This window comes from Schumannella luteola (genome assembly GCF_013408685.1).
GTDB lineage: Bacteria > Actinomycetota > Actinomycetes > Actinomycetales > Microbacteriaceae > Schumannella > Schumannella luteola.
In genome coordinates this window covers 797,110-822,054 of record NZ_JACBZY010000001.1, presented here as the reverse complement: position 1 = coordinate 822,054, position 24,945 = coordinate 797,110, and the positions used below count along the sequence as shown (strand labels likewise).

The 24,945-nt window shown below is 72.8% G+C and carries 19 protein-coding genes and 1 pseudogene; 10 read left to right on the top strand and 10 right to left on the bottom strand.

Annotated elements, in window-relative coordinates; translation table 11 throughout:
- Positions 1-3: 3 nt before the first annotated feature.
- On the bottom strand, positions 4-1,071 hold the full coding sequence (locus BJ979_RS03665; protein ID WP_179565289.1) for a histidinol-phosphate transaminase: 1,068 nt from the start codon (positions 1,069-1,071) through the stop codon (positions 4-6).
- Between the two features lie 141 nt (positions 1,072-1,212).
- On the opposite strand from BJ979_RS03665, the gene BJ979_RS03660 reads away from it, so the two are divergent.
- Positions 1,213-1,623: a phage holin family protein gene (locus tag BJ979_RS03660; RefSeq protein WP_179565287.1), complete on the top strand. Its 411-nt coding sequence runs from the start codon at positions 1,213-1,215 to the stop codon at positions 1,621-1,623.
- A 42-nt stretch (positions 1,624-1,665) separates the two neighbouring features.
- On the opposite strand, the gene BJ979_RS03655 is transcribed toward BJ979_RS03660, so the two are convergent.
- Both BJ979_RS03655 and BJ979_RS03650 read right to left on the bottom strand, forming a co-directional pair.
- Complete coding sequence (locus BJ979_RS03655; protein WP_179565285.1) at positions 1,666-3,375, bottom strand: hypothetical protein; 1,710 nt, start codon at positions 3,373-3,375, stop codon at positions 1,666-1,668.
- The gene (locus BJ979_RS03650) at positions 3,368-3,607 is read right to left on the bottom strand and encodes a hypothetical protein (RefSeq protein WP_179565283.1); all 240 of its coding nucleotides are present in this window, start codon (positions 3,605-3,607) and stop codon (positions 3,368-3,370) included. Before BJ979_RS03650 ends, BJ979_RS03655 begins: the two co-directional genes overlap by 8 nt.
- 268 nt (positions 3,608-3,875) lie before the next feature.
- Here BJ979_RS03650 and BJ979_RS03645 point away from each other — a divergent pair, with 268 nt between their 5' ends.
- The 6 genes from BJ979_RS03645 to BJ979_RS03620 all read left to right on the top strand — a co-directional run bounded on the left by BJ979_RS03645 (position 3,876) and on the right by BJ979_RS03620 (position 10,457).
- On the top strand, positions 3,876-4,391 hold the full coding sequence (locus BJ979_RS03645; protein ID WP_179565281.1) for a low molecular weight protein-tyrosine-phosphatase: 516 nt from the start codon (positions 3,876-3,878) through the stop codon (positions 4,389-4,391).
- On the top strand, positions 4,388-5,773 hold the full coding sequence (gene purB / locus BJ979_RS03640; RefSeq protein ID WP_179565279.1) for an adenylosuccinate lyase: 1,386 nt from the start codon (positions 4,388-4,390) through the stop codon (positions 5,771-5,773). Before BJ979_RS03645 ends, purB begins: the two co-directional genes overlap by 4 nt.
- Before the next feature lie 333 nt (positions 5,774-6,106).
- Positions 6,107-7,408 (top strand): glycoside hydrolase family 18 protein, encoded by a 1,302-nt coding sequence (locus BJ979_RS03635; RefSeq protein WP_179565277.1) that lies wholly within the window; start codon positions 6,107-6,109, stop codon positions 7,406-7,408.
- Positions 7,405-8,676: a beta-1,3-glucanase family protein gene (locus BJ979_RS03630; RefSeq protein ID WP_179565275.1), complete on the top strand. Its 1,272-nt coding sequence runs from the start codon at positions 7,405-7,407 to the stop codon at positions 8,674-8,676. Before BJ979_RS03635 ends, BJ979_RS03630 begins: the two co-directional genes overlap by 4 nt.
- Before the next feature lie 645 nt (positions 8,677-9,321).
- Positions 9,322-9,897: a YdeI/OmpD-associated family protein gene (locus BJ979_RS03625; RefSeq protein WP_179565273.1), complete on the top strand. Its 576-nt coding sequence runs from the start codon at positions 9,322-9,324 to the stop codon at positions 9,895-9,897.
- 143 nt (positions 9,898-10,040) lie between these two features.
- On the top strand, positions 10,041-10,457 hold the full coding sequence (locus BJ979_RS03620; RefSeq protein ID WP_179565265.1) for a cupin domain-containing protein: 417 nt from the start codon (positions 10,041-10,043) through the stop codon (positions 10,455-10,457).
- A gap of 48 nt (positions 10,458-10,505) precedes the next feature.
- On the opposite strand, the gene BJ979_RS03615 is transcribed toward BJ979_RS03620, so the two are convergent.
- From BJ979_RS03615 to BJ979_RS03585, 7 genes are all read right to left on the bottom strand, one after another.
- Positions 10,506-10,757, bottom strand: coding sequence for a hypothetical protein (locus tag BJ979_RS03615; RefSeq protein WP_179565263.1), 252 nt, complete (start codon positions 10,755-10,757; stop codon positions 10,506-10,508).
- The gene (locus BJ979_RS03610; RefSeq protein WP_179565261.1) at positions 10,754-11,419 is read right to left on the bottom strand and encodes a hypothetical protein; all 666 of its coding nucleotides are present in this window, start codon (positions 11,417-11,419) and stop codon (positions 10,754-10,756) included. Before BJ979_RS03610 ends, BJ979_RS03615 begins: the two co-directional genes overlap by 4 nt.
- 124 nt (positions 11,420-11,543) lie before the next feature.
- Positions 11,544-12,458, bottom strand: a complete 915-nt coding sequence (locus BJ979_RS03605) for an anchored repeat-type ABC transporter permease subunit (RefSeq protein WP_179565259.1) — start codon at positions 12,456-12,458, stop codon at positions 11,544-11,546.
- The gene (locus BJ979_RS03600; protein ID WP_343046586.1) at positions 12,455-13,333 is read right to left on the bottom strand and encodes an anchored repeat-type ABC transporter ATP-binding subunit; all 879 of its coding nucleotides are present in this window, start codon (positions 13,331-13,333) and stop codon (positions 12,455-12,457) included. The genes BJ979_RS03605 and BJ979_RS03600 overlap by 4 nt, the downstream gene beginning before the upstream one ends.
- Positions 13,330-14,367: a choice-of-anchor M domain-containing protein gene (locus tag BJ979_RS03595; RefSeq protein ID WP_179565257.1), complete on the bottom strand. Its 1,038-nt coding sequence runs from the start codon at positions 14,365-14,367 to the stop codon at positions 13,330-13,332. The genes BJ979_RS03600 and BJ979_RS03595 overlap by 4 nt, the downstream gene beginning before the upstream one ends.
- 14 nt (positions 14,368-14,381) lie before the next feature.
- Complete coding sequence (locus tag BJ979_RS03590; protein WP_179565255.1) at positions 14,382-15,989, bottom strand: anchored repeat ABC transporter, substrate-binding protein; 1,608 nt, start codon at positions 15,987-15,989, stop codon at positions 14,382-14,384.
- 4 nt (positions 15,990-15,993) lie between these two features.
- The gene (locus BJ979_RS03585; protein ID WP_179565252.1) at positions 15,994-20,427 is read right to left on the bottom strand and encodes a TIGR03773 family transporter-associated surface protein; all 4,434 of its coding nucleotides are present in this window, start codon (positions 20,425-20,427) and stop codon (positions 15,994-15,996) included.
- A 273-nt stretch (positions 20,428-20,700) separates the two neighbouring features.
- Between BJ979_RS03585 and BJ979_RS03580 the strand changes: the two genes are divergently transcribed.
- From BJ979_RS03580 to BJ979_RS03570, 3 genes and pseudogenes are all read left to right on the top strand, one after another.
- The gene (locus BJ979_RS03580; RefSeq protein WP_179565250.1) at positions 20,701-21,345 is read left to right on the top strand and encodes a choice-of-anchor M domain-containing protein; all 645 of its coding nucleotides are present in this window, start codon (positions 20,701-20,703) and stop codon (positions 21,343-21,345) included.
- Positions 21,346-21,580: 235 nt separating this feature from the next.
- The gene (locus BJ979_RS03575; protein ID WP_179565248.1) at positions 21,581-23,938 is read left to right on the top strand and encodes an MMPL family transporter; all 2,358 of its coding nucleotides are present in this window, start codon (positions 21,581-21,583) and stop codon (positions 23,936-23,938) included.
- Positions 23,935-24,807: pseudogene (locus tag BJ979_RS03570) on the top strand (chitosanase). Before BJ979_RS03575 ends, BJ979_RS03570 begins: the two are co-directional and overlap by 4 nt.
- The last annotated feature ends 138 nt before the right edge of the window (positions 24,808-24,945 follow it).

Here is a 24,945-nt window from a genome sequence, read left to right as displayed (position 1 = left end):
GTTTCAGAGCCCCAGTGGGAGGGTTCTCACAACCTCTTCCGCAGATCGCAGGAGAGGTTCGACAGATTCCTCTTCGCCCACGGAGACGCGGATGCCGTCGCCCGGGAACAGCCGGGCGATGATGCCGTGGCGCTCGAGGATCTCGCCGGCGGCGACGGTCTGCTCGCCGGTCGCGAGCCAGACGAAGTTGCCCTGCGGCTCGGGCAGCGGCCAGCCCTGGGCGCGCAGCGCATCCCGGATGCGGTCGCGGCGAGCGATGATCTCGTCGACCCGCCCGCGCAGCTCGGCGTCGTGGTCGAGCGCGGCGATCGCGGCGCGCTGGGCCGGCTCGGTGACGCTGAGCGGGATCGCGGTCGAGCGGGCGGCGTCGAGCACCTCGGCCGGTCCGAGGGCGTAGCCGACGCGCAGCCCGGCGAGGCCGTAGGCCTTGCTGAAGGTGCGCAGCACGACGAGGTTCGGGTAGCGGTCGAGCAGCGGGATGCCGTCGACGGCGGCCGGGTCGGTGACGAACTCGCGGTAGGCCTCGTCGAGCAGCACGAGCAGGGTGTCGGGCACCGCGGCCATGAACGCGGCGAACTCGTCGGCGGTGACGATCGGGCCGGTCGGGTTGTTGGGGGTGCAGACGATGACGACGCGAGTGCGCTCGGTGACCGCCGCGGCGAGCGCCGGCAGGTCGTGTCCGCCGTCGGCGCGGTTGGGCACGGTGACGCTCGTGGCGCCGGCGACCGTGACGAGGCCGGGGTAGGCCTCGAAGGAGCGCCAGGAGTAGGCGACCTCGTCGCCGGGCGCGGCCGCGGCGAGGATGAGCTGCTGCAGCAGGGCGACGGAGCCGGAGCCGACGTGGATGCGGTCGGGCGCGATCCCGTAGTCGGCGCCGAGGCGCTCGCGCAGCACGGTCGCGGCGGCGTCGGGGTAGCGGCCGGGGTTCGTGGCGGCGATGGCCTCGACGATCGCGGGGTGCGCGGGGAAGGGGTTCTCGTTCGACGACAGCTTGAAGGCATCGGCGGCGGCGGGCCGCCCCTGGCGGTACGGCTGCAGTGCGGCGATCTCGGGGCGGAGCTTCACGGCCATGCGCTTCAGCCTAGGGTCGCGCGGCGCCTCGTCGCGGTCGGCGGCGCGGGCGTCGGCGGCACCGAGCCGGGCGCGACACTTCGCCGGCCGTGCCCCGCGTTCCCGGTGCACGGCCCGTCGGTGCCTGAGAGAATGGGGACCATGAGGCGCTTCCTGGTCCGGCTGCTCATCAACGCCCTCGCGCTCTGGCTGACGGTGGCGATCCTGCACCCGCACATCAACGTGCAGTCGTGGGATCCCGCGTCGACGCCGGCCAACATCCTCACCTACCTGCTCGTCGCGCTGGTCTTCGGCATCGTGAACGGCGTCATCGGCAACCTGGTGCGCATCATCGCGTTCCCTCTCTATGTGCTGACGCTCGGCCTCCTCTCTCTCGTCGTCAATGCGCTGCTGCTGATCCTGGTCGCGTGGGTCACGAGCCTGCTCGGCTTCGGCCTCTCGGTCGAGAGCTTCTGGTGGGGCGTGCTGGGTGCAGTGGTGCTCGGCCTCCTGAGCTGGCTGATCGGCATCATCCTGCGTCCGCTGCTGGGGCGTCCGCGCGAGTCGCGCTGAACCCGGCTCCGCCGGCATCCGCGCCTCCGCCGGTCCGCCGGCTCACGCCCGCGCCTCTGCTCGCCCACTGACGATCGGCGACGCCGGCGATGAAGGAGCGACGTCGGCGCCCCAGCCCGGCCTCGGCGCCACATCCTCGCCGGGGGTGCGGTAGGTGTCGTAGGCGTAGCTGTCGATGCGGTATCCGCTCTGCCGGGCGTAGTCGCCGGTGAAGCTCTCGATGCGGTCGAGCTCGCGGCGCAGCTGAGGTGAAGCCGCCTGCTGCATGTCGATCGCGGTGTCGACATAGGAGTCGCGCTGGTGCGCCGGCACGGGCTTCTCGTCGGCGGCGAAGCCGTGGGCGCGCGCCTGCTGCTCGACTCGCAGCCGGTCGGTGTCGACCTGGTACCCGCTGAGCGCGTGGATCGGGTCGTCGCTGTGATGCACGTCGTAACCGGCGACGCCGGGCGGGTAGTCGATGTTGCGGGTGGGGCCGCCCCAGGTCTCGACGCCGACGACGTTCCAGTCGGGCGACTGCGCGAGTCGCCCGGCGATGAGCCCGCCCTGCGAGAACCCGGTCAGCTGCACCTCGTCTCCCGACGTGATGCCCGCGTGCCGCATCGCCTGCTCGACCGCGCGCAGCGATCCGGCGTCGTCGCCCGCGACGCCGCCGACGTTGCTCGTCAGATCGAAGGGCATGGTCGTCGACTCGGGCGAGAAGGTCTGGGTCGGCGGCACGTAGACGACGTAACGCGGCTTCTCGCCGGGCGCGCTGTGCTTCTCGATGCGGATGATCCCCTCGTCGGGGATGCGCAGCAGCCGCTCCTTCGGCCCGGTCGCGCGATCGAGCGGCGCCGTCGTGGAGGTGCGCGAGACGGGGATGACACCGACCCCGGTCTCGCGGAAAAGCCCGAGCTTGCGGCCGGCGCTCATGATGACGTGCGCGTTGTCCTCGACGCCGCCGCGGCCCGCCGCGCGCGCCGCGAGCAGCACCCCCGGCGGGATGCCGAGGGCGCCGAGCGCGAGGTCGTCGCCGTTCTCACCGAGGAAGCGCACGAGCTCGTCGAACGCGGGACTCGTCACCACGCCCGGGTTGCCCTGCACCGCGGCGCCCAGCGCGGCCGCCTTCTCGGCGGGCGTCCTGCCCGGGAGCGCGGCGAAGGCGACGGCCGCGGCCGCGATGAGAGCCGGGGCGTTCGCCGCCGCGGTGAGCAGCGCGAGTCGCGCGGCCACCCCGCCGACGGCATCGACGGCGACGTTCGTCGTCGCGCGGGCGCCGCGTTGCGCGGTCTCGTCGGCGGCCGCGTAGAGGTCGACCGCGCTGCCCAGCGACGGCGCGAAGTCGGTGATCGTCGCGTCGAGCCGCGCGACCCGGGAGACGAGCACCTCCATCGCATCCAGCCGCCCGGTCGGGGCCGGCGCCGGCATGGCCTCGAGGCGCCGCGCGCTCCGGTCGATCGCGTCGACGGCCTGGCTCAGCGACCAGAGCCGGGTGCGGTAGGCCAGCATCCCGTCGGTCTGCACGCCGACCACGCCGCGCCCGCTCAGCTGCAGCGGGCCGCGTCGACCGGCGCCCGCGGCGCTCTCGCCGCTGTTCGGGTCACGCCAACCGCCGCGGCCGAAGACGTTCGGCTCGTGTGGTCCGCCCGCGTCCTTGCCCGGCCCGACGGCGCCCGGAGCGAGCAGCTGCACCGGGCCGGGACCCGATCCGGATCCTGTGCCGGCGCCCGCGCCCGATCCGCCCGCTGCGGCGCCGCCGTCGGGGTCAGCCACGAGCGTCCGCCAGATCGGTCGTCGCCCGCAGCACCGCATCCCCGGCCGCCGTCGTCGCGCTCGACAGCTGAGCACGCAGCTTCTCGGCCGTCCTCTCGTGCAGCACGGCCGCGGGCCCGCTCCAGTCGTCGGCGCTGATCTTCGGCGGAGAGCTGTTCCACGTCTCGAGCTGCTCGTGCACCCGCTTCGCCAGCCGCAGCCGCTCTTCGAGCTGCTCGATCGTCGCCGCCATCGCGTCCCTCCTCGCCGCGCCCGATCCGGGGTGATCGGGCAGTGCGTCGAGAATGCGCGCCGCGGCCGCCGCGCGGAGCGTCGGTCGCGGGATCCGGGGAGAAGCCGCCAGCGCCCGCGCTGGGGAGGGATCGTCGCGCCGACGCCCGCGCTGCGCGGCACCACAGCACGGCACCACAGCCCGGCACCGCGGCCCGGCGCCGCACCCCGCAGGAAGATGCCTCGAATTAACCCTTCCGCCGTCGCCGAGCTCGGGCATGATGTTCCGCATGACGGGAACGCATGCGCGCGCCCCGTTCCGGATCTGCTTCGTGTGCACCGGCAACATCTGCCGGTCACCGATGGCCGAGGCGGTCTTCACCCGACTCATCGCCGAGGGCGGATACGAGGGCGCCGTCACCGTGCAGTCGGCTGCCACCGGTGACTGGCACGTCGGCGAGCGCGCCGACCAGCGCACGCGCGACGCCCTCGAGAACGCGGGCTACGACGGGGATGCGCACCGCGCCCGCCAGTTCGACCCGGCCTGGTTCGCCGATCTCGATCTCATCGTCGCCTTCGACCGCGGGCAGGAGCGGGTGCTGCGGCAGTGGGCGCCGTCAGACGAGACGCGCGCGAAGGTAGCATTGCTGCTGTCATTCGACCCCGCATCCGGGCCCGATCTCGACGTGCCGGACCCCTATTACTCCGACGCGGCGACCTTCGCCCGGGTGCTGACTCTGATCGAGCGGGCGAGCATCGCGCTCTTCCGCCAGATCGAGCCCGCGCTTCCCCACGGAGGATCATGAGCCCCCTGCCCCCGCAACCGGTGAGCCCCCTCGACGGACGCTATCGGTCCGTCGCCGGCGTGCTCGGCGAGCACCTCAGCGAGGCGGGTCTGAACCGCGCCCGCGTGCACGTCGAGGTCGAGTGGCTGATCGCCCTCACCGACCGCGGCCTGTTCGGCACGACCGCGCTGCCGCCGGAGAAGAAGGATGCGCTGCGCGCCTTCGCCGCCGACTTCGGCCAGGCCGAGATCGACGAGCTCGCGAAGCTCGAGGCCACCACGCGCCACGACGTCAAGGCCGTCGAGTACCTGGTGCGCAGCGAGCTGAGCCGTCAGGGCCTGGATGCGATCGCCGAGCTCACGCACTTCGCCGCGACGAGCGAGGACATCAACAACCTGAGCTACGCGCTCACGATCCGCGCCGCCGTGCAGGAGGTCTGGACGCCGCGCTTCCGCGACGTGATCGGCCGCCTGCGCGAGTGGGCTCTCGCCGAGCGCGACCGCCCGATGCTCTCGCACACGCACGGGCAGCCCGCGACCCCGACCACGGTCGGCAAGGAGTTCGCCGTCGTCGTGCACCGCCTCGAGCGCCAGCTGCGCCGCGTCGAGCGCGCCGAGTTCCTCGGCAAGTTCAGCGGCGCGACCGGCACCTTCTCGGCGCACCTCGCGGCCGACGCCGACGCCGACTGGCCGAACATCTCGCGCGAGTTCGTCGATTCGCTCGGCCTCACCTGGAACCCGCTGACCACGCAGATCGAGTCGCACGACTGGCAGGCGGAGCTGTTCCAGGCGGTCGCGCACGCGAACCGCATCCTGCACAACCTGGCGACGGATGTGTGGACCTACATCTCGATGGGCTACTTCACCCAGGTGCCGCAGCCGGGCGCCACCGGCTCGTCGACGATGCCGCACAAGATCAACCCGATCCGCTTCGAGAACGCCGAGGCGAACCTCGAGCTGAGCAACGCGCTGCTCGACTCGCTCGCGGCGACGCTCGTGACGAGCCGCCTGCAGCGCGACCTCACCGACTCGACGACGCAGCGCAACGTGGGCGTCGCGCTCGGGCACTCGCTGCTCGCGCTCGACAACCTGTTCCGCGGGCTGGGCGAGATCGCCGTGTCGGAGACGAAGCTCGCCGCCGACCTCGACGGCAACTGGGAGGTGCTGGCCGAGGCGATCCAGACCGTGATCCGCGCCGAGGTCGCCGCCGGCCGCTCGACGATCGCCGACCCCTATGCCCTGCTCAAGGAGCTGACCCGCGGCCACCGCGTCGGCCAGACCGAGCTGGTGGAGTTCGTGGATGCGCTCGAGATCGGCGACGCCGCGAAGGCCCGTCTGCGCGAGCTCACCCCGGGCACCTACGTCGGACTCGCGTCGAGCCTGGTCGACCACCTGGGCGACTGAGAGATCACCTTCGAGAAGGGCCCTGGCGCGATGGCGCCGGGGCCCTTCTCGCGTCCCGGGCCGGGCTCCGTGCGCACGAATCGCGCGAGGCATCCCGAGCGACGCTCGCGTACGACACGCCGCATTCCGGACACGGATGCGAAAATAGTTTGTTCGGAGTCTTCCCTTATTCCGTCAGGCCGGAACCGGTTTCGGCACGCCTCACCCCCTTCTGACCCCCTTTCGGGGGGCAATCGATCGTTGCTACGGTCCCGGGTCATCCATAGACCGGACTGTCCACGATGGAGAGGGAGACCCATGCAGGCAGCAGGTTCGACGAAGAACGACCGGGGGATGACGAAGCGCAGAGTCGGAGGTGTCGCCGCCGTCGCGGCGGCCGCCGCGCTCACGCTGAGCATCGCCCCCGCGGTGGCGCAGGCCGCGCCCGCGCAGCACGCCGGCAGCGTCGCCGGAAGCACCGTATCCACCACCAGCGCCGGCACCGCGACGACCACGAGCGCCGCCGCCGCGCAGGCCGCCGGCGACAAGAAGCTCGTCGCCTACTTCACCGAGTGGGGCATCTACGGCCGCGACTACGACGTCAAGAAGATCGAGACGAGCGGCTCGGCCGACCAGCTCACGCACATCCTCTACGCCTTCGGCAACGTCACCAACGGCCAGTGCGCGATCGGCGACAGCTTCGCCGACTACGACAAGGCCTTCACCGCCGACGAGAGCGTCGACGGCCAGGCCGACACCTGGGACCAGCCGCTGAAGGGCAACTTCAACCAGCTGCGCAAGCTCAAGGCCGCCCACCCCGACCTCAAGGTGCTGTGGTCGTTCGGCGGATGGTCGTGGTCGGGCGGATTCGGCCAGGCCGCCGCCGACCCGGCCGCCTTCGCGAAGTCGTGCCACGACCTCGTCGAAGACCCGCGCTGGGCTCACGTGTTCGACGGCATCGACATCGACTGGGAGTACCCGAACGCGTGCGGTCTCGGCTGCGACACGAGCGGTCCCGACGCCTACAAGAACCTGATCTCGGCCCTGCGCGGCGAGTTCGGCACCGACCTGGTCACGAGCGCCATCACGGCCGACGGCACCAGCGGCGGCAAGATCGAGGCCGCCGACTACGCCGGCGCCGCGAAGGATCTCGACTGGATCGCGCCCATGACCTACGACTTCTACGGCGCGTTCGCGGCGCAGGGTCCGACGGCTCCGCACTCGCCGCTCACCGGCTTCGACGGCGCGCCGAACCCCGGCTTCGACAGCGACACCGCCGTGCAGAAGCTGAAGAGCCTCGGCATCCCGAGCGACAAGATCCTGCTCGGCCTCGGCTTCTACGGCCGCGGCTGGACAGGCGTCACCCAGGCCGAGCCCGGCGGCACCGCCACCGGCGCCGCGCCCGGAACCTACGAGCCCGGCATCGAGGACTACAAGGTGCTCAAGGACAAGTGCCCGGCCACCGGAACCGTCGGCGGCACCGCCTACGCGTTCTGCAACGGCGAGTGGTGGAGCTACGACACCCCGCAGACGATCACCGGCAAGACCGACTACGTGAAGCAGCAGGGCCTCGGCGGCGCGTTCGCCTGGGAGCTCAGCGGCGACACCAGCGACGGCGAGCTCGTGAAGGCCGTCGGGAACGGACTGAAGGGATGAGCGGCCGCGTCTTCCGCCGCGCCGGCGGCAGCGCCGCGCGCCCCGTCGGTCCGGTCGGCGCCGCGCTCAGCGGACTGACCGCCCAGCAGCTGTCCCGCCGGAGCTTCTTCGGGGCCACCGCGGTCGGCGCGCTCGGCGTCGTCGGCGGGCTCGGGCTCGCGGGCGGGAGCGACTTCCTCGCCCCGACCCGCGCCCGGGCGGCCGGAAACCTGCCGATCACCGTGATCAACAACTCGGGCGCCTACGACAACGGCAACGTGTTCATCCACGTCGTCGGCACCCTGATCACGACCGGCCAGCAGGGTCACGTCGACCAGAGCGGGGCGTTCATCCCCGCGAGCCTCGCCGACAACACGGAGGCCGACGGCAGTGCCGTCTACGGCTTCCCGCTCAGCGACTGGGGCACGGTCTCGCTGCCGGAGCCCATCTCGGGCCGCCTCTACATCTCGCTGGGCAAGCGGCTCCCGTTCAAGGTCGTCGGCACGGATGCCGGGCCCGGCATCGCGCATCCGGCCGGCTGGGTCGAGAGCGATCCGTCGTTCGGCATCCTCTACGACTCGTTCGAGTTCACGCACCAGAACGGCGCGATGTACTGCAACTCGACGCAGGTCGACATGTTCAGCGTGCCGATCGGCATCCACCTGCAGGGCGCGGGCGACCAGCGCGCGGGGTTCATCAACCCGGGTGCGCGCGGGGCGTTCTTCGACAAGCTGCGCAACACGGAGGGGTTCTCGAACCTCGTCGTCGACGACCGCCGCGTGATCGCGCCGAGCCACGGGATCGGGGCAGGCCGCTTCAGCGGGAACTACTTCGACGGCTACATCGGCGAGAGCTGGGATCGCTACAGCTCGGCCGAGATGCACGTGAGCACCGGCACGGCGCAGTACTCGCTGCGGCGCGACGGGGATGCGCTGGTCGCCTACCAGGACGGCGCGGAGCGCGTGCGCTTCGACCGTCCCTCGACGGCCGACGTGCTGTTCTGCAACGGCAACCTGGCAGCGCCCAACGACGGCGTGCGCGGGCCGATCGCCGCCATCCTCGGGGCCGCACTGAACCGCAGCACCATGCGCGACTTCACGGAGCAGCCGACGACGGATGCGGCGCAATTCTACCAGCAGCCGATCACCAACCACTACGCGGCGGCGACGCACGCGGCGCACTCCGACGGGCGCGCCTACGGCTTCGCCTTCGACGACGTGTCGGCGTTCGCGTCGTACATCGAAGACGGCGCCGCCTCGTCGGTGGAGCTGACGATCGAGCCGCTGTAGCGGTCACGCCCGCCGACCGGATCCCGCTTCGCGCGGTCGGTCGGCGGGCACGTCAGCGGGCACACGACCCGGCGGGGGTCGGTCACGGCGGGGAGCCGGGCCGGCCCTCGTCATGTCCGGGCGGTCGCGCGAGTAACTCGGGTGCGCGGCCGCCCGGCCGACCTTCGGGGGCGGGGCCGGCGTCGCGGATACTGGCCCAGCGCACATCCACCCGCGCGGGCGGGCTCGCTCGTCGTTTCCAGCAGTATCCGCGTCCCATCGCAGCCGCGCGTGCGATCCTGCGTCGTCGTGCTGCCCGTCGCCACGAGCCATTCGCGGATACTGGCCCAGCACGCGGGCGTCCCCGCGGGCGGGTTCGTTCGTCGCTCTCAGCAGTATCCGCCCGCCGGAGCCGCGCGTTCGCGCCGGCCGTATCACGCGCTCCGCAATCGACGAGCCGCTCGCGGATACTGGCGAGGCTCGAGGCTGATCCCGCCGGCGCCGTGGGTGCGCCACCTCGCCAGTATCCGCGTCGTCTGCTGCTCGACGAGCGTGCCGAGCGTGGAGGCTCGAGTCGTGCGGAGGTCGCGGGCCGAGCCGCGGCGCGGGCGGTGCGGAGAGTCGCCGAACGTTCCCCGCGTCGGCGGCGAGCGGTACCGTGCGGGCATGGTCTCGTTCGCCGACAAGCCGCTGCTGGATGTGACGACGGTCGCCGAGTGGGAGGCCTGGCTCGAGGCGAATCAGCAGAACCAGGACGGCGTGAAGGTGCGCATCCGCAAGAAGGGCGCGGTCGACCCCGGCCTCACCTACGAGGAGGCGGTGCTCACGGCGCTCTGCTTCGGCTGGATCGACGGCCAGGGCGGCGGGCACGACGAGCAGTTCCGGGTGCAGGCTTTCACCCCGCGGCGCAAGGCGAGCCCGTGGTCGCAGATCAACGTCGAGCGCGTCGAGGCCCTCATCGCCGAGGGCCGGATGCGGGAGGGCGGCCACGCGGAGATCGCGCGCGCGAAGGCCGACGGGCGCTGGGACGCCGCCTACCGCCAGAAGGGCGCCGAGCCGCCCGACGACCTGTCCGCCGCGATCGCCGCGAGTCCGGCCGCGTCCGAGTTCTTCGCGACGCTGACGAAGCAGAACCGCTTCGCCTTCATCTTCCGGCTCTCGACCGTCCGCACCCCCGAGAACCGGGCGAAGCGCATCGCCGACTTCGTCGCCAAGCTCGAGCGCGGCGAGGCGTTCCACTGACCGGCGCCGGCTGGCCCGGGTGCCGCCACGCCACTCGCCCGCCGCGCAGCGCGAGTCGACGACGGCAGGCGCGGGCGGGCCGCTTCGGGGACGGTGGATCCCGGGCCCGGCGGGCGCTCGGAGCGCGGGTCTACGGTCGCGACATGACCGATCAGAGCAGCGCCGCGGACGCGACGGCCGATCCGACTCCCCCCGCCCCCGCCGACTCGAACCAGGGCCTCGACCCGGTCACCGGCATCCAGCGCGACCTGCTCATCGACATCGACCTGCCGCGACCGCGCACCGTCTCGCGCATCCAGGGCAAGCGCATCGCCATCCCCGCCGGCGGTCGGACCGGCGTGCACGAGCACAACGGGCCCGTCGTCGGCGTCGTGCTCGAGGGCACCGCGATCATGCAGATCGTCGGGCAGGAGCCGGTGACGATCAACGCCGGCGAGCCGTTCTACGAGCCCGAGGCCGTGCGGATGCTGCGCTTCGACGCCGGCCCCGACGGCCTCGTCTTCCTCGGCTTCTTCCCGGTGGGTCCCGGCGAGGACCCCGTCCTCACCCCGCTCGACTGACGTCACCGCCGACCCGGCGCCGTGGCGGAAGGGGGCGCGAGCGCGAGCTCAGTGCGGGCTGTCGCCGTCGCTGTCGTCGCGGCGCGAGTTGCCGTCGCCGTCGGTGTCGCGGAAGGTCGCGAGCACGAGCATCGCCACGACCACGACGACCACGACGAAGCTGATGCCCGCCCAGATCAGCGCCGTCTCGATGTTGCGCGCGCCGCCCCAGACGATGACGCCGATGACGATGGCGATGATCGCGCTGAATCCGAGCAGCTCGAGAGGACGCCGCCGGTCACGGCGGGAAGAATCGGTCACGATGCGTCGGCTCCTCGCCCGATGGTCGCGGCGGCAGGTCGCGGTTCGCGCAGCGAGACCGCTCCGATCGCGTGCAGCACGCCGACCAGGATGCCCCAGGCGCCGAGCGCGCCCACGACGATGATGGATGCGGTCAGCACGCCCGGCTGACCCCCCGCGCCCGGGAAGGGCTGGCGGAACTCGACGGGGATCGCGAGAGCGACCACGCCGAGAGCGATGGTGAGCGCGCCGACGATGACGGCGTCGCGGATTCCGCCGAGGCGCGCGGTGCGCTCGGGGTCGTCACGGCGGCTGCGGATGCCGCCGAAGATCTCGAGTGCGCCGGCGACGATGCCCCACACTCCGACGAGGATGCCGAAGCCGGCTCCGCCGGCGGTGAGGCCGAGCATGAGGGCGACGATGCCGACGACCGCGGTCAGCACGATGACGCCGAGCAGGGCGCGGCGGGCGGCGACCGGCTGCGCGCCGGCGACGTCGGGGCGGATCAGCACGAGCACCGCGGGGATCGTCGACACGACGCCCCAGAGGCCGAAGGCGACGGCGCCGAAGCCGGCCGAGTGCCCGCCGGTGAAGGTGATCGCGAGTCCGAGCAGCAGCACCGGGATGGCGCGGGCGACGGGGATGAGCCACAGCGGCGTTCGCGCGCTCGACGTCTCACTCACGCGGCTGTCCTCTCCGGGTCGCAGCGGTCGCCCCGGATGGCGGCGACCCGGTCGCCCAGTCTACGACCGTGCGGCTGGATGCCCGCCCTCGTGACGACCGCTCAGCATCCATCACCCGACGCGGTCATCCGGCGGCGGCGAGACCGGAGTCCCGCGTCGGCGCCGAGCCGTCGTCGGTTGCGGCGCGCGGTCGCCGCATCCGCCGCGCCAGCACCCCGTGCCGCGGAGCGACGAGCCAGACGACGAGGAACACCGCCGTGAGCACGAGCACGATCGTGCCGCCGGTCGGAGTGTCGAACGACCACGAGAGATAGAGGCCGACCACCGCGCCGACGCCGCCGATCAGCGGCGCGAGCAGCATCATCCGACCGAGTCGATCGGTCAGCAGCCGCGCCGTCGCGGCCGGGGCGACGAGCAGCGCGAGCACGAGGATGTTGCCGATCGTCTGCACCGCCACGACGACCGCGAGGGCGACGAGCACGTAGAGCACCACGTCGAGGGCGAGCACCTTCAGCCCGAGCGCCCGCGCCATCTCGCGGTCGAGCGAGACGGCGACGAGCTCTTTGTGCAGCAGCAGCGCGATGCCGAGCACGACGAGCCCCATGACGGCGACCGTGATCAGGTCGGAGTCGGGGATGCCGGTGATCGAGCCGAACAGGAACTGCTCGAGCGAGCCGGCGTAGCCGGGGGCGGCGGAGATGATCACGACTCCGAGCGCGAACGCGGCGACGAAGAGGATGCCGATGACCGAGTCCTCGCGCAGCCGCCGGAACTGCGCCAGCACCGCCACGAGCACGGCCGTGAGCACGCCGGCGATCATGCCGCCGATCACGAGGTTGCCGCCGACGACGAAGGCGACCGCGAGCCCGGGGAACACCGCGTGCGACACCGCGTCGCCGATGAACGCCATGCCGCGCAGCACGACGTAGCAGCCGACGACGCCGCAGATGATCGACGACATCACGGCGACGATGAGCGCCTTCGGCAGGAAGGCGAGGTCGGGGTTGAGCAGGTCGGTGAGGAAGTCGACGGGGCTCATGCGGGCGACTCCGGTCCGGATGCGGGCATGATCCCGGCGCGGACGGGATGGACGGCGGGCGCCTCGAGCAGCCGCAGCAGCGGGTGGCCAGCGCGGATGCCGAACACCCGCGACCAGAGCGCCGGATCGCGCAGCTCCTCCGGCCGGCCGACCGCCGCGATCCCGCCGTCGATCAGCGCGACGCGGTCGCTGGCGTCGAGGGCGGAGACGAGGTCGTGCGTCGACATGACGACAGCGAGGCCGTCGCGGGCGAGCTCGGCGAAGAGCGCGGTGAGCAGGTCCTGCGTGGGCATGTCGAGCCCGGTGAAGGGCTCGTCGAGCAGCAGCACGCTCGACTCGAGAGCCAGGGCGCGGGCGACGAGCACCCGCTGGCGCTGACCGCCCGACAGCTCGCCGACCGTGCGGGTGCGCAGCGCATCCAGATCGACGCGTTCGAGTGCAGCGCGCACGACGCGCCAGTCGGCGGTGCCGGGGCGACGCAGCAGACCGAGGCGTCCGGTGCGGCCCGACATCACGACATCTTCGACCGAGATCGGGAAGTCCCAGGCGAACTCGGCGCGCTGCGGCACGTAGCCGAGTCGGGTCGGGCCGGTGACGGTTCCACGGCGGGCGCGCTGCAGCCGCATGGCGGTGCGCAGCAGGGTCGTCTTGCCGGCGCCGTTCGGCCCGACGAGGGCGAGCAGCTCGCCGTGGTGCACGTCGAGATCGACGTCGCGCAGCACGGTGCGGCCGCCGAGTTCGACCTCGATGCCGCGCAGGCTCAGGGCGGGAGCGCTGGCGGATGTGGCGGATCTGACGACCGAAGAGTCGGCGGATGCGGGCGCCCCGCGCCCGGTATCCGCTCCCGTCGTGAGCGACACCGGGGTCGCGCTCACGGCTGCTCCGCCCGGCGCTTGGCCCGGCTCGATCGCGCGACGACGATCACGACCACCGCGATGAGCAGCAGGCCCCCGCCGACGATCACGCCGACGACCGTCAGCACCGAGGACGTGTCGGCGGCGACGCGCGCCGCGCCGTCGGTCTCGGCGGCGGCCGATGCGTCGTCGCCCGTCGCGTCGTCATCCACCGCCGGCGCGTTCGCGGCCGTGATGGTCGGGGTGGCCGCGAGAGCGGCATCCACCGAGGTCGCCGATCCGACGGCGAAGCGCAGCGTGCGCACGTCGTCGACCGTCGAGCCGTCGATGAGGTCGGCCGAGACGCGGAAGGTCGCGAGGTAGACGCCCGGCTCACTGAAGACCCAGTTCGCGTGCGTGTGGGTGTTCACGTCGACCCAGACCGGCTGCTGCTTCTTCGTCGAGCGCGAATCCCAGAGCACGGTCGGCTCGGTGAAGTTGCCCGACTGCAGATAGGTCACGAGCGTGCCGGGCCCGTCGAGACCGAGCAGGGTGAAGGTGGCGCCGCGATCCATCCGCTGCATCGCCTCGGGGTCCTGCGTGTTCCAGCCGACCCAGACGACCTGCGGGTTCTGCGTCTGCGGCACGATCAGCACCTCGCTGCCGGCCTTCGCGCCGAGGAACTCGTACGCGGGGTCGTCGGGCACCCGCTGCTCGGCCGCATCCACGACGCGCAGCACGGTCTTCTCGGCGTGCCGCCAGACGCTCGGGGTCGAGGGGTCCGTGCGGGCGGTGTCGTCGTGGATCATCACGGTCCACTCGCCGTCGACGTAGCGCGGACCGATGTCGACGTGCCCGCTCTCGATCGCGCGGGTGTCATCGGCGATGGGCTCGTCGCTCGACAGGTTCTGGTCGAGGTCGTCGGCGAGGGCCGCGGAGGGCAGGGCGATCGTCGCGAGCGCGAGCGCGACGGCGCCGAGCAGGGCCAGCGGGCGGCGGCTCGAGGTGGTCGGGCGCAGAGCGCGGGCTCGCTGGCCGCGGCGCCCAGCAGGCGCGGGGGAGAGTCGTCGGAGCATGTCGGGTCTTCCGTTCAGCCGAGGCAGTCGGCGAGTGTGCGCGCATTGAAGCGCATCATCTGCAGGTAGGTGCGGGCATCCGGGCCGAAGCTGTCTCCATAGATGCGGCAGACGCGGATGTCGTTGCGTGCCGCGATCTCGGTCAGCGTCGAGGAGCGCGACGCGAGGTTCGGCTCGAGGAAGACGGCCGGCACGTCGAGGTTCTTGACCGTGGTGGTGAGCTTGGCGATGTCGCGCGGCGAGGGCTCGGTCGCCGGATTCGGCGTGACGAAGCCGGCGACCTTCAGCCCGTAGGCGGCGGCGAGGTAGCCGAAGGCGTCATGCGTGGTGACGAGCTGGCGATGAGCAGACGGGATCGCGGCCACGGTCGCGCGCAGCTCGTCGTCGACCTGCTCGAGCTGGCCGATATACCGGTCGGCATTCGCCCGGTAGACGCTCGCGCCGGCGGGGTCGCGCTCGACGAGCGTGTCGCGGATGAGCTTCGTGTAGGCGATCACGTTGCGCACGTTCTGCCAGAGGTGCGGGTCGATCTCGCCGTGCACGTGCTTGCCGAGCACGGCCTGCGGCAGCTGGTAGACCTGCGATCCGGCGCGACCGAGGAAGCCGAACTGCCGCCCGGCGGGCACCTCGCTGATCGCCGCGTTCGGCACGGAGATCACGACGCGCGCCGGGTCGTACCGCCGCTGCGTCGCATCCCCTCCGCCGGTCGGGTCGTAGAGAGTGGTCATGCCGCGGGCCTCGAGATCGACGGTGAGGTCAGCGTGACCCTGGTCGAGCACGACCGGGTCGTCGATGCCGGCCTTCTTCGCCGCCCGCTGCGGATCGACGCCCACCGCGAAGACATAGGTGCCGCTGCCGAGCGGCACCGGCTTCGAGGTGGATGTGGCGCGCAGCGCCGCCTGCAGCGTGAGCGTGTAGACGCCCGGCTTCGTGAACACCCACGACATGTGGGTGTGCGCGTCGGCAGGCAGGGTCACGGTGTCGTCGCGGTAGCCGTCGGCGGCGTCGAATCCGTCGGCCGAGTCGATGAAGCGGTCGGCCTCGCCGAACGATCCGGTCAGGTAGGCGAACACCTCGCCCGGACCCGCGGCCGCCGTCGCGCTGATCGTCACGTCGCTCGCGCGGGTCGCCCCGAGGTCGGCGCCGTCGCCGCGCGCGCGCAGCCCGAGCCAGACGGTGTCGAGCGAGAGGTCCTCGACCAGCGGGATGATCTCGGCCGCGTACTTCACGGCGCCCTCGGCCAGCGAGATGTTCGGGGTGCCGGGGCGCAGGTTCGCGTCCAGCGTCGTGATCACGCTGTGCTCTTCGAGCAGCAGGTAGTTGCTGAAGGCGACGTCGGCGTAGACGACGTCGCGCACATCGCGCAGCCCCGGCTCGTAGCTGTGCGGGTCGGCCTCGTCAGGCACGATCGACGCCGCCGTGACGCGGTCGCCGCCGACGTTGGCGACCAGGTCGCGCAGGATGCCGCTGGTCGTCACGACCTGCAGGCGCCCGTCGTCGGGGCTCAGCGCCGGGCCGGTGGCGCATCCCGTCAGCAGGGCGAGCGTCGCGGCCGCGGCGAGCACCGCGGTCGCGCCGGGAGCCACCCGGTGCGACCGACGGCGGTCAGGGAGTGCGCGCATCCGATCAGGTCGCATGCGGCACCTGAGCGCGCACGTGCCGCAGGTAGAGCACCCCGCCCGTCGCCGCGGCGCCCAGCACGAGCACGCCTCCCGCGATGAGCAGGATCAGCAGCCAGAGCGCCATGCCCTGCTCGCCGGCCGTGAGGTCGGCGGCGGCCTTCTCGGCGCCCCGCGGTTTCGCGAACACGGTCGCGCTGTCGTCGCCCGACGCCGCATCGGCGGCCGCGCCGGCCGCACCCGAGGCGGGTCCGCATCCGGGCGCGGGCGCGTCGGCGGCCGTGCCCGCAGTGCCGCCCCCGAGCGCCGTCGCCGGATCGACCTCGCCGACCGCGATCGTCAGCGTCTGCCGGTCGCTCACGGTGCGTCCGTCGCCGAGGGTCGCCGATTGCGTGAAGGCCAGCCGGTAGACACCCTCGGCCGTGAACGCCCAGTTTCCGTGCGCGTGCACGCCGAGCGGGATGCTGTAGCTGCCGCCCTTCGTCAGCACCGGCGTGATCGACCCGAAGCTGCCGAGCTCGTAGATGCCGACTGAGCCGGGGCCCGACACCGCATCCAGCCGCCAGTTCACCGGCGAGGCGACGGCGGTGCCGGCGAGCGACTCGGTGTTCCAGCCGAGCCAGACCACACCGGCCTGCTGCGTCTGCGGGATCTGCCAGGCGGAGGCGCCGGCGGGCCCGAGCAGGCTCGCGACGGCGCCGCCGGGCGAGGTGATCTTCGCCTGCGGCTTCACCCAGACGACGGTCTGGCTGGGCTCGCGCCAGGCGACGGTCGCGCTCGAGCCGTCCTTGATCTGCGAGCGCAGTCGGCCGTCGACGAGGCGGGTGCCGAAGTCGACGTGGCCGGCCGAGATGACGACACCGCCGCCCGCGGCGACCCGGCACGCGCCCGACGCCGCGGCACGCGCGGCGGTCGACGCGGCGTCGCCGACGGAGTCGGGAGTCACGCCCGAGTTCGCGCCGTCGGGCACCGACCCGTTGAAGCAGCCAGCCGGATCGACCTTGCGAACATCCACCGCGCCGACCGCGACGGCGAGCACGAAGTCGTCCTTCACGTTCGCGCCATCGACGAGGGTCGTCGAGCGGGTGAAGGCCAGGCAGTACGAGCCCTCGGAGCCGAAGGCCCAGTAGCCGTGCGCGTGCGTCGACTTCGGGATCACGAACGAGCTGTGACCGGCGTCGCCGCTGCGCAGGCGCAGTTCGGGGGCTCCGCCGGGCACCGAGCTGTCCTGGTAGAGCGCGAACCGGCCGGGGCCGTCGGCCGCGTTGAGCGTCCACGACACCCCGCCCTGAGTGGCCGCGGGATCGATCGCCTCGGTCGACCATCCGGGCCAGATCAGTCCGGATCGCTGGGTCTGGTCGACCTGCCAGACCCGGCTGCCGGGTGCTCCGAGGAAGGAGTACGCCGGGTTCGCGGGCACCGTCGCCGCCGACTCGGGCAGCAGCTGCAGCACGACGCCCGCCGCGTCGGCGGACTCGGCGGCGCGCGCCTCGGCCGCCGAGGCGCTGCCGGCGATCGGACGCTGCACGACAGAGACGCCGTCGCTGCTGTCCTTGAGCCAGGTCTGCAGCCGGGCGCCGCCAGACCCGCCCGCAGACGCGCCCAGCGTGCTCGCCACATCCACGTGCCCGTCGTTGACGATCACGGCGCCGCTCGCGGTGCGGGTGTGGTTGGGCACGTAGATCTGCTCGCTCGAGATCGGGCCGACAGGGTCGCTTCCGCCGCCGGAGCCATCGGGCAGATCGCCCGGCTCGCCGCCGTCAGCGCACGGAGTGACCGCGCCCGCATCGGCGCCGAGCCCCGCGACGAAGGTCAGCTCGGTGGCGGGGGAGCGCAGCGCGCTGCCGTCGGCGCCGGTGGCGCTCCAGTGCACGGTCGCGCAGTAGACGCCGGGCTTGGTCGCGTTCCAGTACGGACTGCGCTGCCGCGCCGGGGTGCCGAGGTCGAGGCCCGCCGCACCGCCGCCGAGCAGCGGCGTGCCGGCGGACTGGTTCGGATGCAGGGTCAGCCTGCCCGGTCCGCTCACCCCGTCGAGGTGCAGGGTGACCGGGCCGGAGATCGCGCCCTCGGGCAGCCGCTCGGTCGAGAGGCCGAGCGCGGCGGAGGTGAGGCTCTGGCCCGCGCCGGGCTCATCGAGGGCGACGACGCCGTGGCCGGACTCGTGACGCGACGCGCTGCCGACGCCGGTGACGACCGCGTCGCTCAGCTGCCCGTCGTCGTCGAGGCGCGCCTGCAGCTCGCCGTCGGCCGCGCTGGTCAGCCGGTAGCGCTCTGCGCTCGCGCCGCTGCGGTCGCCGCGGTCGCCGACCGGCCAGCTCTCGCGCGGCGTCTCCCGCTCGCAGGTGGTGGCGGTGGCCGCACCGGCGGCGGCGCTGTCGCCGACCAGGAAGGTGACCAGCGCATCCGCCGTCGCCACCGTGCCATCGCGCAGGGTCACGTTCGAGGTCAGATTCAGGCAGTAGCGGCCCTCGGCCGTGAACCACCACATCGGATGGGTGTGCACGAAGGCGCCGATGCGGAACGTCGTCGGGTAGCCGAGACGCGTGTTCAGCTGGGTGGCGCCGCGGCTCTCGGTGTTCGAGCCCTGCAGCAGCCCCACGTTCACGCCCTCCGGCTGGGCGACGCCGTTGAGGCTGAAGCCGTTGAGCCGGATGTTCACATCGCCCCGGATGTCGCCGGCCGCGATCGACTCGGTGCTGAAGCCGGGCCACAGGTAGTTCGGCGCGTCCGCGCCGTCGCTCGATGACGTCGTGGGGAAGTACCAGTACGGCGAACCGACCGGGCCGATGCCGGTGAAGTCGCTCGTGCCGGCCGGAGCCGGGATCGTGACCGGCGGGGGAGTGCGCGAGAACAGGAAGTCGCCCACCGGCTGCAGCACGCCGTCGCGACCCCAGGCGAAGCGCTGCGAGCCGTCGTCGGCGAGGGTGATGCCGACCCGCAGATCCGTGTGCCCGGCATCCACTACCTGAACCGGCTTCGGCGGGGTCGTGCCGCCACCGCCGACGCCGGGGGCGCCGACCTGGTCGCAGGCGGTCGCATCCGCGGGGATGTCGCCGGCCCAGATCGTGAAGGTGCGGAACTGGATGGGCAGCGAGCCGGCCGACTTCGACTTCGCGGCGACGCGGGTGGTGAGGCAGTAGCGCCCGGGCTCGGTGACCGCGACCGTCACGCCGGAACCGGCGAGGGGCGAGACGCTGATCTCGCTCGACCCGGCCGAGGCGAGCGTGGAGCTGTCCCAGGCGACGGCGCCGAAACGCTCGACGGTGAGTCGGCCGCCCGCCGGCCCGCTGAAGGCGCTGAGCGTCCAGCGCGCGCGGTCGGTCGAGTCGCCGCGGAAGTCGGAGTTGAGCTGGCTGCCGACGCCGCTGTCGTTATCGCCGATCTGCAGCACCAGACCGGGCACCTCGGCGTACTCGTCGACCGAGCTCCACCCGGTGTCGGTCTTCTCGGTGTCGCCGAGGTGCAGGATCGTCGACGCCGCCGCGTAGGGGGTGCGGACGCTCTCGTCGACCTCGCCGCGGTCGACGAGCACCGGCTCGAAGGAGCCGGCGGTCGAGTAGCGGCCCCAGACCTCGCTGTCGGCCTCGCCGCTCTTGCGGTAGGCCGCGTAGAGACCGACGCGGGTCTGACCGGTGTCGGACCCGATGACATCCAGGCCGGATGCGGTGCGGCCGGGGGCGGACGGCGCGGCGGGGGCAGAGGTCTCGTCGCCCTCGGCAGGGTCGGTCTCGGCGGGGTCGGTCTCGGCGGGGTCGGTCTGGTCGTCGCCGCCCGGCTCGTCACCCGCCTGCTCGCCGGCGCCCGGGTCGCCCGCGGGGTCCGGTGCCGGCTCGGCGTCGACGACGTCGATGCGGTAGTCGGCGGGCGCCGTCGTGACGACTGCGCCGCTCGCGTCGGTCACGCTGCCGACCACCGTGATCCGGTACGACCCGGCGACGCTGAACACCGCGTCGAGGAGGCGCGGCGAGCCGGCCGGCAGAGCGATCGGGGCCGCGACGTCGGTGCCGCTCGCCCACACGGCGCTGCCGTCGTCGTGTGCGGGGAGGGTCGCCGCCCCGCCGTCGGGACCCTCAGCGAGCGCCAGCTCGAGCTGCGCCGTCGATCCCTCGGGCAGCGCGCCCGGGTCGAGGGCGACGGTCGCGGGGGACGCGGTCGTCGCCCGATAGACGACGCTCGCCGGATCGACGGCCGGGCCGTGGCCCGATCCCGTCGCGTCGGGCGCGGCGTCCGGGTCGGTGGGCGCGGTCAGCAGCGCGGGCTGCGCCGGCGTTCCGCCCAGCACGATGAGCGCGGCGCCCTCGAGCGACGTGGATGCCGTCGCGGCTTGGGCGGGCAGCGCTCCGAGGGCGAGCACGGCGACCAGGGCGCCGCCGACGGCGGCCGTCGCGGTGCGGGCGAGCGCGGTGCGACCGAGCGCGGAGGAGGAGTTGACGCGGAACATCCACGGCTTTCTAGTGAGAGTCGAGCGCCCCGCCACGGCGGCGCCCGCCGGGTGCAGAGGGGCGCGCCGCGCGTTCACGGAGCTGCGGCGCCACCGGAGGGCGGCTCGCATTCCGGTTAACGATAACGATTCCCATGACAGATTGCGAATCATGTCGGTGCGTCCGCGCGCGACTGGACACGCGGTCCGCACATCCCCTAGCTTCCGTCTTATCGAGAACGACTTTCAATAAGCCGAGCTCGTATCCCTCCGATCACCGACAGGAAGAACCGCATGTCCCTCAGCACCTCCCCCGTCCGCAGCCGCCGCGCCGGCCTCGCCACCGCGATCGCCGCCGCGACCCTCGCGCTCACCTTCGGCGCCGTCACGAGCAGCGCCTCCGCCGCCGACCTCAGCTCGGGTCACGTCGACTACGTCTCCGTCGCGGCGAACGGCGCGAGCGCGCTCAAGCTCGGCAGCAACTACGAAGACACCGCGTGGGTCGCCGCGAGCACCTACACGCTCAAGGTGCCCTCGACCTCGGGCGCCAGCGGAACCGGCTACATCCTGCCCGAGTCGAGCGCCGAGGCGGCCTCGCGCGGCGTGCCCTTCGCCGGCTTCTCGGGCGACGAGAGCCTGCGCTCGGTCGGCTTCGTCGCCGGTGACGCCGTCACGATCAAGCTCGACTCGGTCACCTTCGCGCCGGCCGCCGGCGTGACCGGAACCGGCACGGTCGCCGTGACCCAGGGAGGAGCCGCCTGGTACGGCGCGGCGGGCTCGAGCCACACCTTCACCATCACCGGCACCGCCGACGAGGCGTTCCACCAGCACGCCAAGTGGGTCTTCAGCAAGGCCGGCACCTACACGCTGAAGTTCAGCGCCACCGGCAAGGGCAAGTCGGCCGGCAGCACGACCTACACGGTCAAGGCCGGCGTCTGATCGCTCCCCGATCCGCGGCGGATGCGGCGCTCTCCTCGACACGGGGTGCGCCGCATCCGTCGTCTCCGGGCATGGTCCCGGTCGCGTCGCGCGGACGCCCCTGCTGAGCGCACGCCGGGTCGCGGCGCTCTCGCGGCGAGGTCACGCCAGGATGAGGTGACGCACCGGCCGCACCTCCGGCTGCCCCCGCAGCCCGCATCCTCGCCCCCGCCGATCGCGTCGGAAGGAGCACCGGATGCGCACCCTCGCCCGCCTGCAGACCGGCAAGGTCAGCTCGGTGATCGTGCTGATCGTCTCGCTGGTCGTGCTCGGCGCCCTCTTCGGCCTGCTGCCGAAGTCGTCGGGCGAGACGGCGCCGTCGATGGCGGCCCCCGACTCGGCCGAGTCGTCGAAGGTCACCGCGCTGCTGAAGGAGTTCCCCGACGCGGATCGCTCCGCTGCGCTCGTGGTCTTCGCGCACGGCGCCGCCGTGTCCGACTCGTCGTCGAACGGCGGCGGGCCGAGCAGCTCCGCCAGCCTGGTGCCGCTGCCGAAGCTCACTTCTGATGAGCAGACGGCGATCGCCGACCGTGCCGCCGCCCTCGCCGAGAAGTCGACGACGCCGCAGGCCGTGCGCCCGCAGATCAGCGACGACGGATCCGCCGCGCTGATCGTGGTCCCGGTCGACGGCGAGAGCACCACCGACGGCGTGGTCGACCAGGCCGCCGAGCTGCGCGACATCGCGCGCGCCGACCTGCCCGACGGGCTCCGCGTCTGGCTCACCGGCCCCGTCGGCTTCCAGGCCGACACCGCGAACTCCTTCGCCGGCGCCGACCTGCGTCTGCTGCTCATCACCGCCGGGGTGGTCGCGCTGCTGCTGATCATCACCTACCGCAGCCCCGTGCTCTGGCTCGTGCCGCTCACCGTCGTCGCGCTCGGCGACGGGCTCGCCCGATTCGTCGTCGCGGCCGTCGCGAAGCAGTTCGACATCCCCGTGGATGCGTCGATCCTCGGCATCCTGTCGGTGCTCGTCTTCGGCGCCGGCACCAACTACGCCCTGCTGCTCATCGCCCGCTACCGCGAGGAGCTGCTGATCGAACCCGATCCGCGCGTCGCGATGCGCACCGCGGTCTCGAGCGCCGGACCGGCGATCCTCGCCTCGGGCAGCACTGTCGCGCTGAGCCTGCTCATGCTGCTGTTCGCCTCGCTCGCCGGCAACCGCGCCCTCGGCATCGCCTGCGCGATCGGCATCGCGATCGCGCTCGCCATGACGCTGCTCGTGCTGCCGGCGGCGCTCGTCGTCTGCCGACGCGGGCTGTTCTGGCCGTTCATCCCGCGGTTCGCGCCGCAGCACGCGGGGGCGGCGGAGGCGGGCGCGGGCACCGCAGAGCCGGTCACCTCCAGTCCGGATCCGGGGGCCGCGTCCACCCTCACTGCGTCCGGCGCGGCTGTCGCGCCCGGCGCATCCGCCCCGCCCGCCCGCGCCGATGCCGGCCACACCGTCTGGGCGCGCATCGGCCGCGCCGTCGCCCACCGCCCGGCCGCGGTCGCCGGCATCGCGGTGCTGCTCGTCGCCTTCCTCGCGCTCGGCCTGCTCGGCTCGCGCATCGGACTCACGCAGACCGGCAAGCTCATCGGCGAACCCGAGTCGGTGCAGGGCGAGTGGATCCTCAGCGCGCACTTCGATCAGGGCAGCGGCCAGGCGACCGTGCTCGCCAAGGACGCCGTCGCCGAGGAGGCGGCCGAGCTCGCGACGAGCGTCGACGGCGTCGACTCGGCGCGGCCCGGCGACAGCGCCGAGGGCTACACCCGCATCGACGTCAGCCTCGCCGGCGACCCGCAGAGCGCGGAGGTCTTCGACGGGGTCCGCGCGCTGCGCAGCGCCTACGCCGACGCGGACGGCGACCTGCGCGACACCCTCGTCGGCGGCATCGACGCGAACGCCCTCGACCAGGAGACCGCCGCCGCGAGCGACCGGGGGCTGATCATCCCGCTGATCCTCGCGGTCGTGTTCCTGATCCTGCTGCTCCTGCTGCGCTCGCTCGTGGCGCCGATCATCCTCATCCTCAGCGTCGTCGCGACCTACCTGGCGAGCCTCGGCGCGGGCAACTGGCTGTTCCAGAACGTGCTCGGCTTCCCCGCCTTCGACACGAGCGTCGTGCTCTACAGCTTCCTGTTCCTGGTCGCGCTCGGTGTCGACTACAACATCTTCCTGGCGACGCGCGCCCGCGAGGAGCGCGTGCACCTCGGCGCCCGGGAGGGGATGCGCGAAGCCCTCACCCGCACCGGCGGCGTGATCACGAGCGCCGGCATCCTGCTCGCGGCCGTGTTCGTCGTGCTCGGGGTGCTGCCGGTCGTCGCGCTCGCACAGATCGGCACGATCGTCTGCATCGGCGTGCTGCTCGACACGCTCGTGGTGCGCACCCTGCTCGTGCCGGCGATCGCGTTCCTGCTCGGGGAGCGGTTCTGGTGGCCGTCGCACCGGCACGCGCACCGCGCGCCGGCGGGGGAGCCCGGTGAGGGCGGCGTCGGGTCCGACCCGACCGGGTCGGATATCGGGGCAGGGTCCGCTTCGGCGACTCCCGCGGCCACCGCGATCGAGGAGCGCGGATGAGCCGCCAGCGCGAGATCCGCTCGGCTCGCACGGCCGTCGCGCTGTCGGCGGCGGCGACCGTCATGCTCGCGGCGAGCCTGCTGAGCGGATGCGCCGCCGCAGGCGACGCGGATGCCGGAGACGACACCAGCGCATCCAGCTCGTCGGAGCACGACCCGACCCGCACCCTCGCCGACCCGGCGCTCACCGACATCGCCATGCAGCTCGTGTCGAGCGCCGAGAACTCGAACCTCGACTGGAAGGCCAACTACGGCTATCTGGAGGACATCGGCGACGACCGCGGCTGCACCGGCGGCATCATCGGCTTCACGACGGCGACGGGCGACCTGCTCGAGGTCGTCGAGCGCTACACGGAGTCGACGCCCGGCAACGCCCTCGCACCGTACCTGCCGGCGCTGAAGAAGGTCGTCGGCAGCCCCTCGCACGACGGACTCGACGCCGGCTTCGAGTAGGCGTGGTCCGCCTCTGCCGCCGATCCGGCGTTCCTCGCCGCGCAAGACGCGGAGCGCGATGCCCTCGACCTCGACCCCGCCGTGAGCCAGGGGAAGAAAGACGGCGTCGGCGCCCTCGGCCAGTTCATCTACTTCGATGCGCTCGTCATGCACGGGCCCGGATCCGACCACGCCAGCTTCGGCGGCATCCGCGCGACGGCCCGCAAGCACGCCTCGCCGCCGAGCGAGGGCGGCGACGAGACCGAGTGGCTGAACGCGGTGCTGGATGCGCGGGTGAAGGTCGTGCGCGAGGAGGCCGCTCACGACGACACCTCCCGCGTCGACACCGAGCAGCGCACCTTCTTGAAGGCGCGCAACCTCGACCTGCGCACGCCGCTCGTCTGGCGCACCTACGGCGACCGGTACGAGATCAGCTGAGCGGATGCGGAGCGCGGGCACGGCGCGGACTCGGCGCCGATGCGAGTGCCGGCCGCTGGTGACGCGCTGAACCGATCCGTCCACGGCGAGCGCGTCGCGGTTAGGCTGGCGCCGCATCCGACCGCGGGGGTCCGGAGC

What these genes read in the sequence shown, in the direction of transcription:
- BJ979_RS03605 (WP_179565259.1), bottom strand. Translation starts at nt 12,458, where the DNA reads ATGAGCCCCGTCGACTTCCTCACCGACCTGCTCAACCCCGACCTCGCC.
- BJ979_RS03645 (WP_179565281.1), top strand. Translation starts at nt 3,876, where the DNA reads ATGACGGGAACGCATGCGCGCGCCCCGTTCCGGATCTGCTTCGTGTGC.
- BJ979_RS03590 (WP_179565255.1), bottom strand. Translation starts at nt 15,989, where the DNA reads ATGCGCGCACTCCCTGACCGCCGTCGGTCGCACCGGGTGGCTCCCGGC.
- BJ979_RS03665 (WP_179565289.1), bottom strand. Translation starts at nt 1,071, where the DNA reads ATGGCCGTGAAGCTCCGCCCCGAGATCGCCGCACTGCAGCCGTACCGC.
- BJ979_RS03630 (WP_179565275.1), top strand. Translation starts at nt 7,405, where the DNA reads ATGAGCGGCCGCGTCTTCCGCCGCGCCGGCGGCAGCGCCGCGCGCCCC.
- BJ979_RS03620 (WP_179565265.1), top strand. Translation starts at nt 10,041, where the DNA reads ATGACCGATCAGAGCAGCGCCGCGGACGCGACGGCCGATCCGACTCCC.
- purB (WP_179565279.1), top strand. Translation starts at nt 4,388, where the DNA reads ATGAGCCCCCTGCCCCCGCAACCGGTGAGCCCCCTCGACGGACGCTAT.
- BJ979_RS03625 (WP_179565273.1), top strand. Translation starts at nt 9,322, where the DNA reads ATGGTCTCGTTCGCCGACAAGCCGCTGCTGGATGTGACGACGGTCGCC.
- BJ979_RS03595 (WP_179565257.1), bottom strand. Translation starts at nt 14,367, where the DNA reads ATGCTCCGACGACTCTCCCCCGCGCCTGCTGGGCGCCGCGGCCAGCGA.
- BJ979_RS03660 (WP_179565287.1), top strand. Translation starts at nt 1,213, where the DNA reads ATGAGGCGCTTCCTGGTCCGGCTGCTCATCAACGCCCTCGCGCTCTGG.
- BJ979_RS03635 (WP_179565277.1), top strand. Translation starts at nt 6,107, where the DNA reads ATGACGAAGCGCAGAGTCGGAGGTGTCGCCGCCGTCGCGGCGGCCGCC.
- BJ979_RS03585 (WP_179565252.1), bottom strand. Translation starts at nt 20,427, where the DNA reads ATGTTCCGCGTCAACTCCTCCTCCGCGCTCGGTCGCACCGCGCTCGCC.
- BJ979_RS03575 (WP_179565248.1), top strand. Translation starts at nt 21,581, where the DNA reads ATGCGCACCCTCGCCCGCCTGCAGACCGGCAAGGTCAGCTCGGTGATC.
- BJ979_RS03650 (WP_179565283.1), bottom strand. Translation starts at nt 3,607, where the DNA reads ATGGCGGCGACGATCGAGCAGCTCGAAGAGCGGCTGCGGCTGGCGAAG.
- BJ979_RS03580 (WP_179565250.1), top strand. Translation starts at nt 20,701, where the DNA reads ATGTCCCTCAGCACCTCCCCCGTCCGCAGCCGCCGCGCCGGCCTCGCC.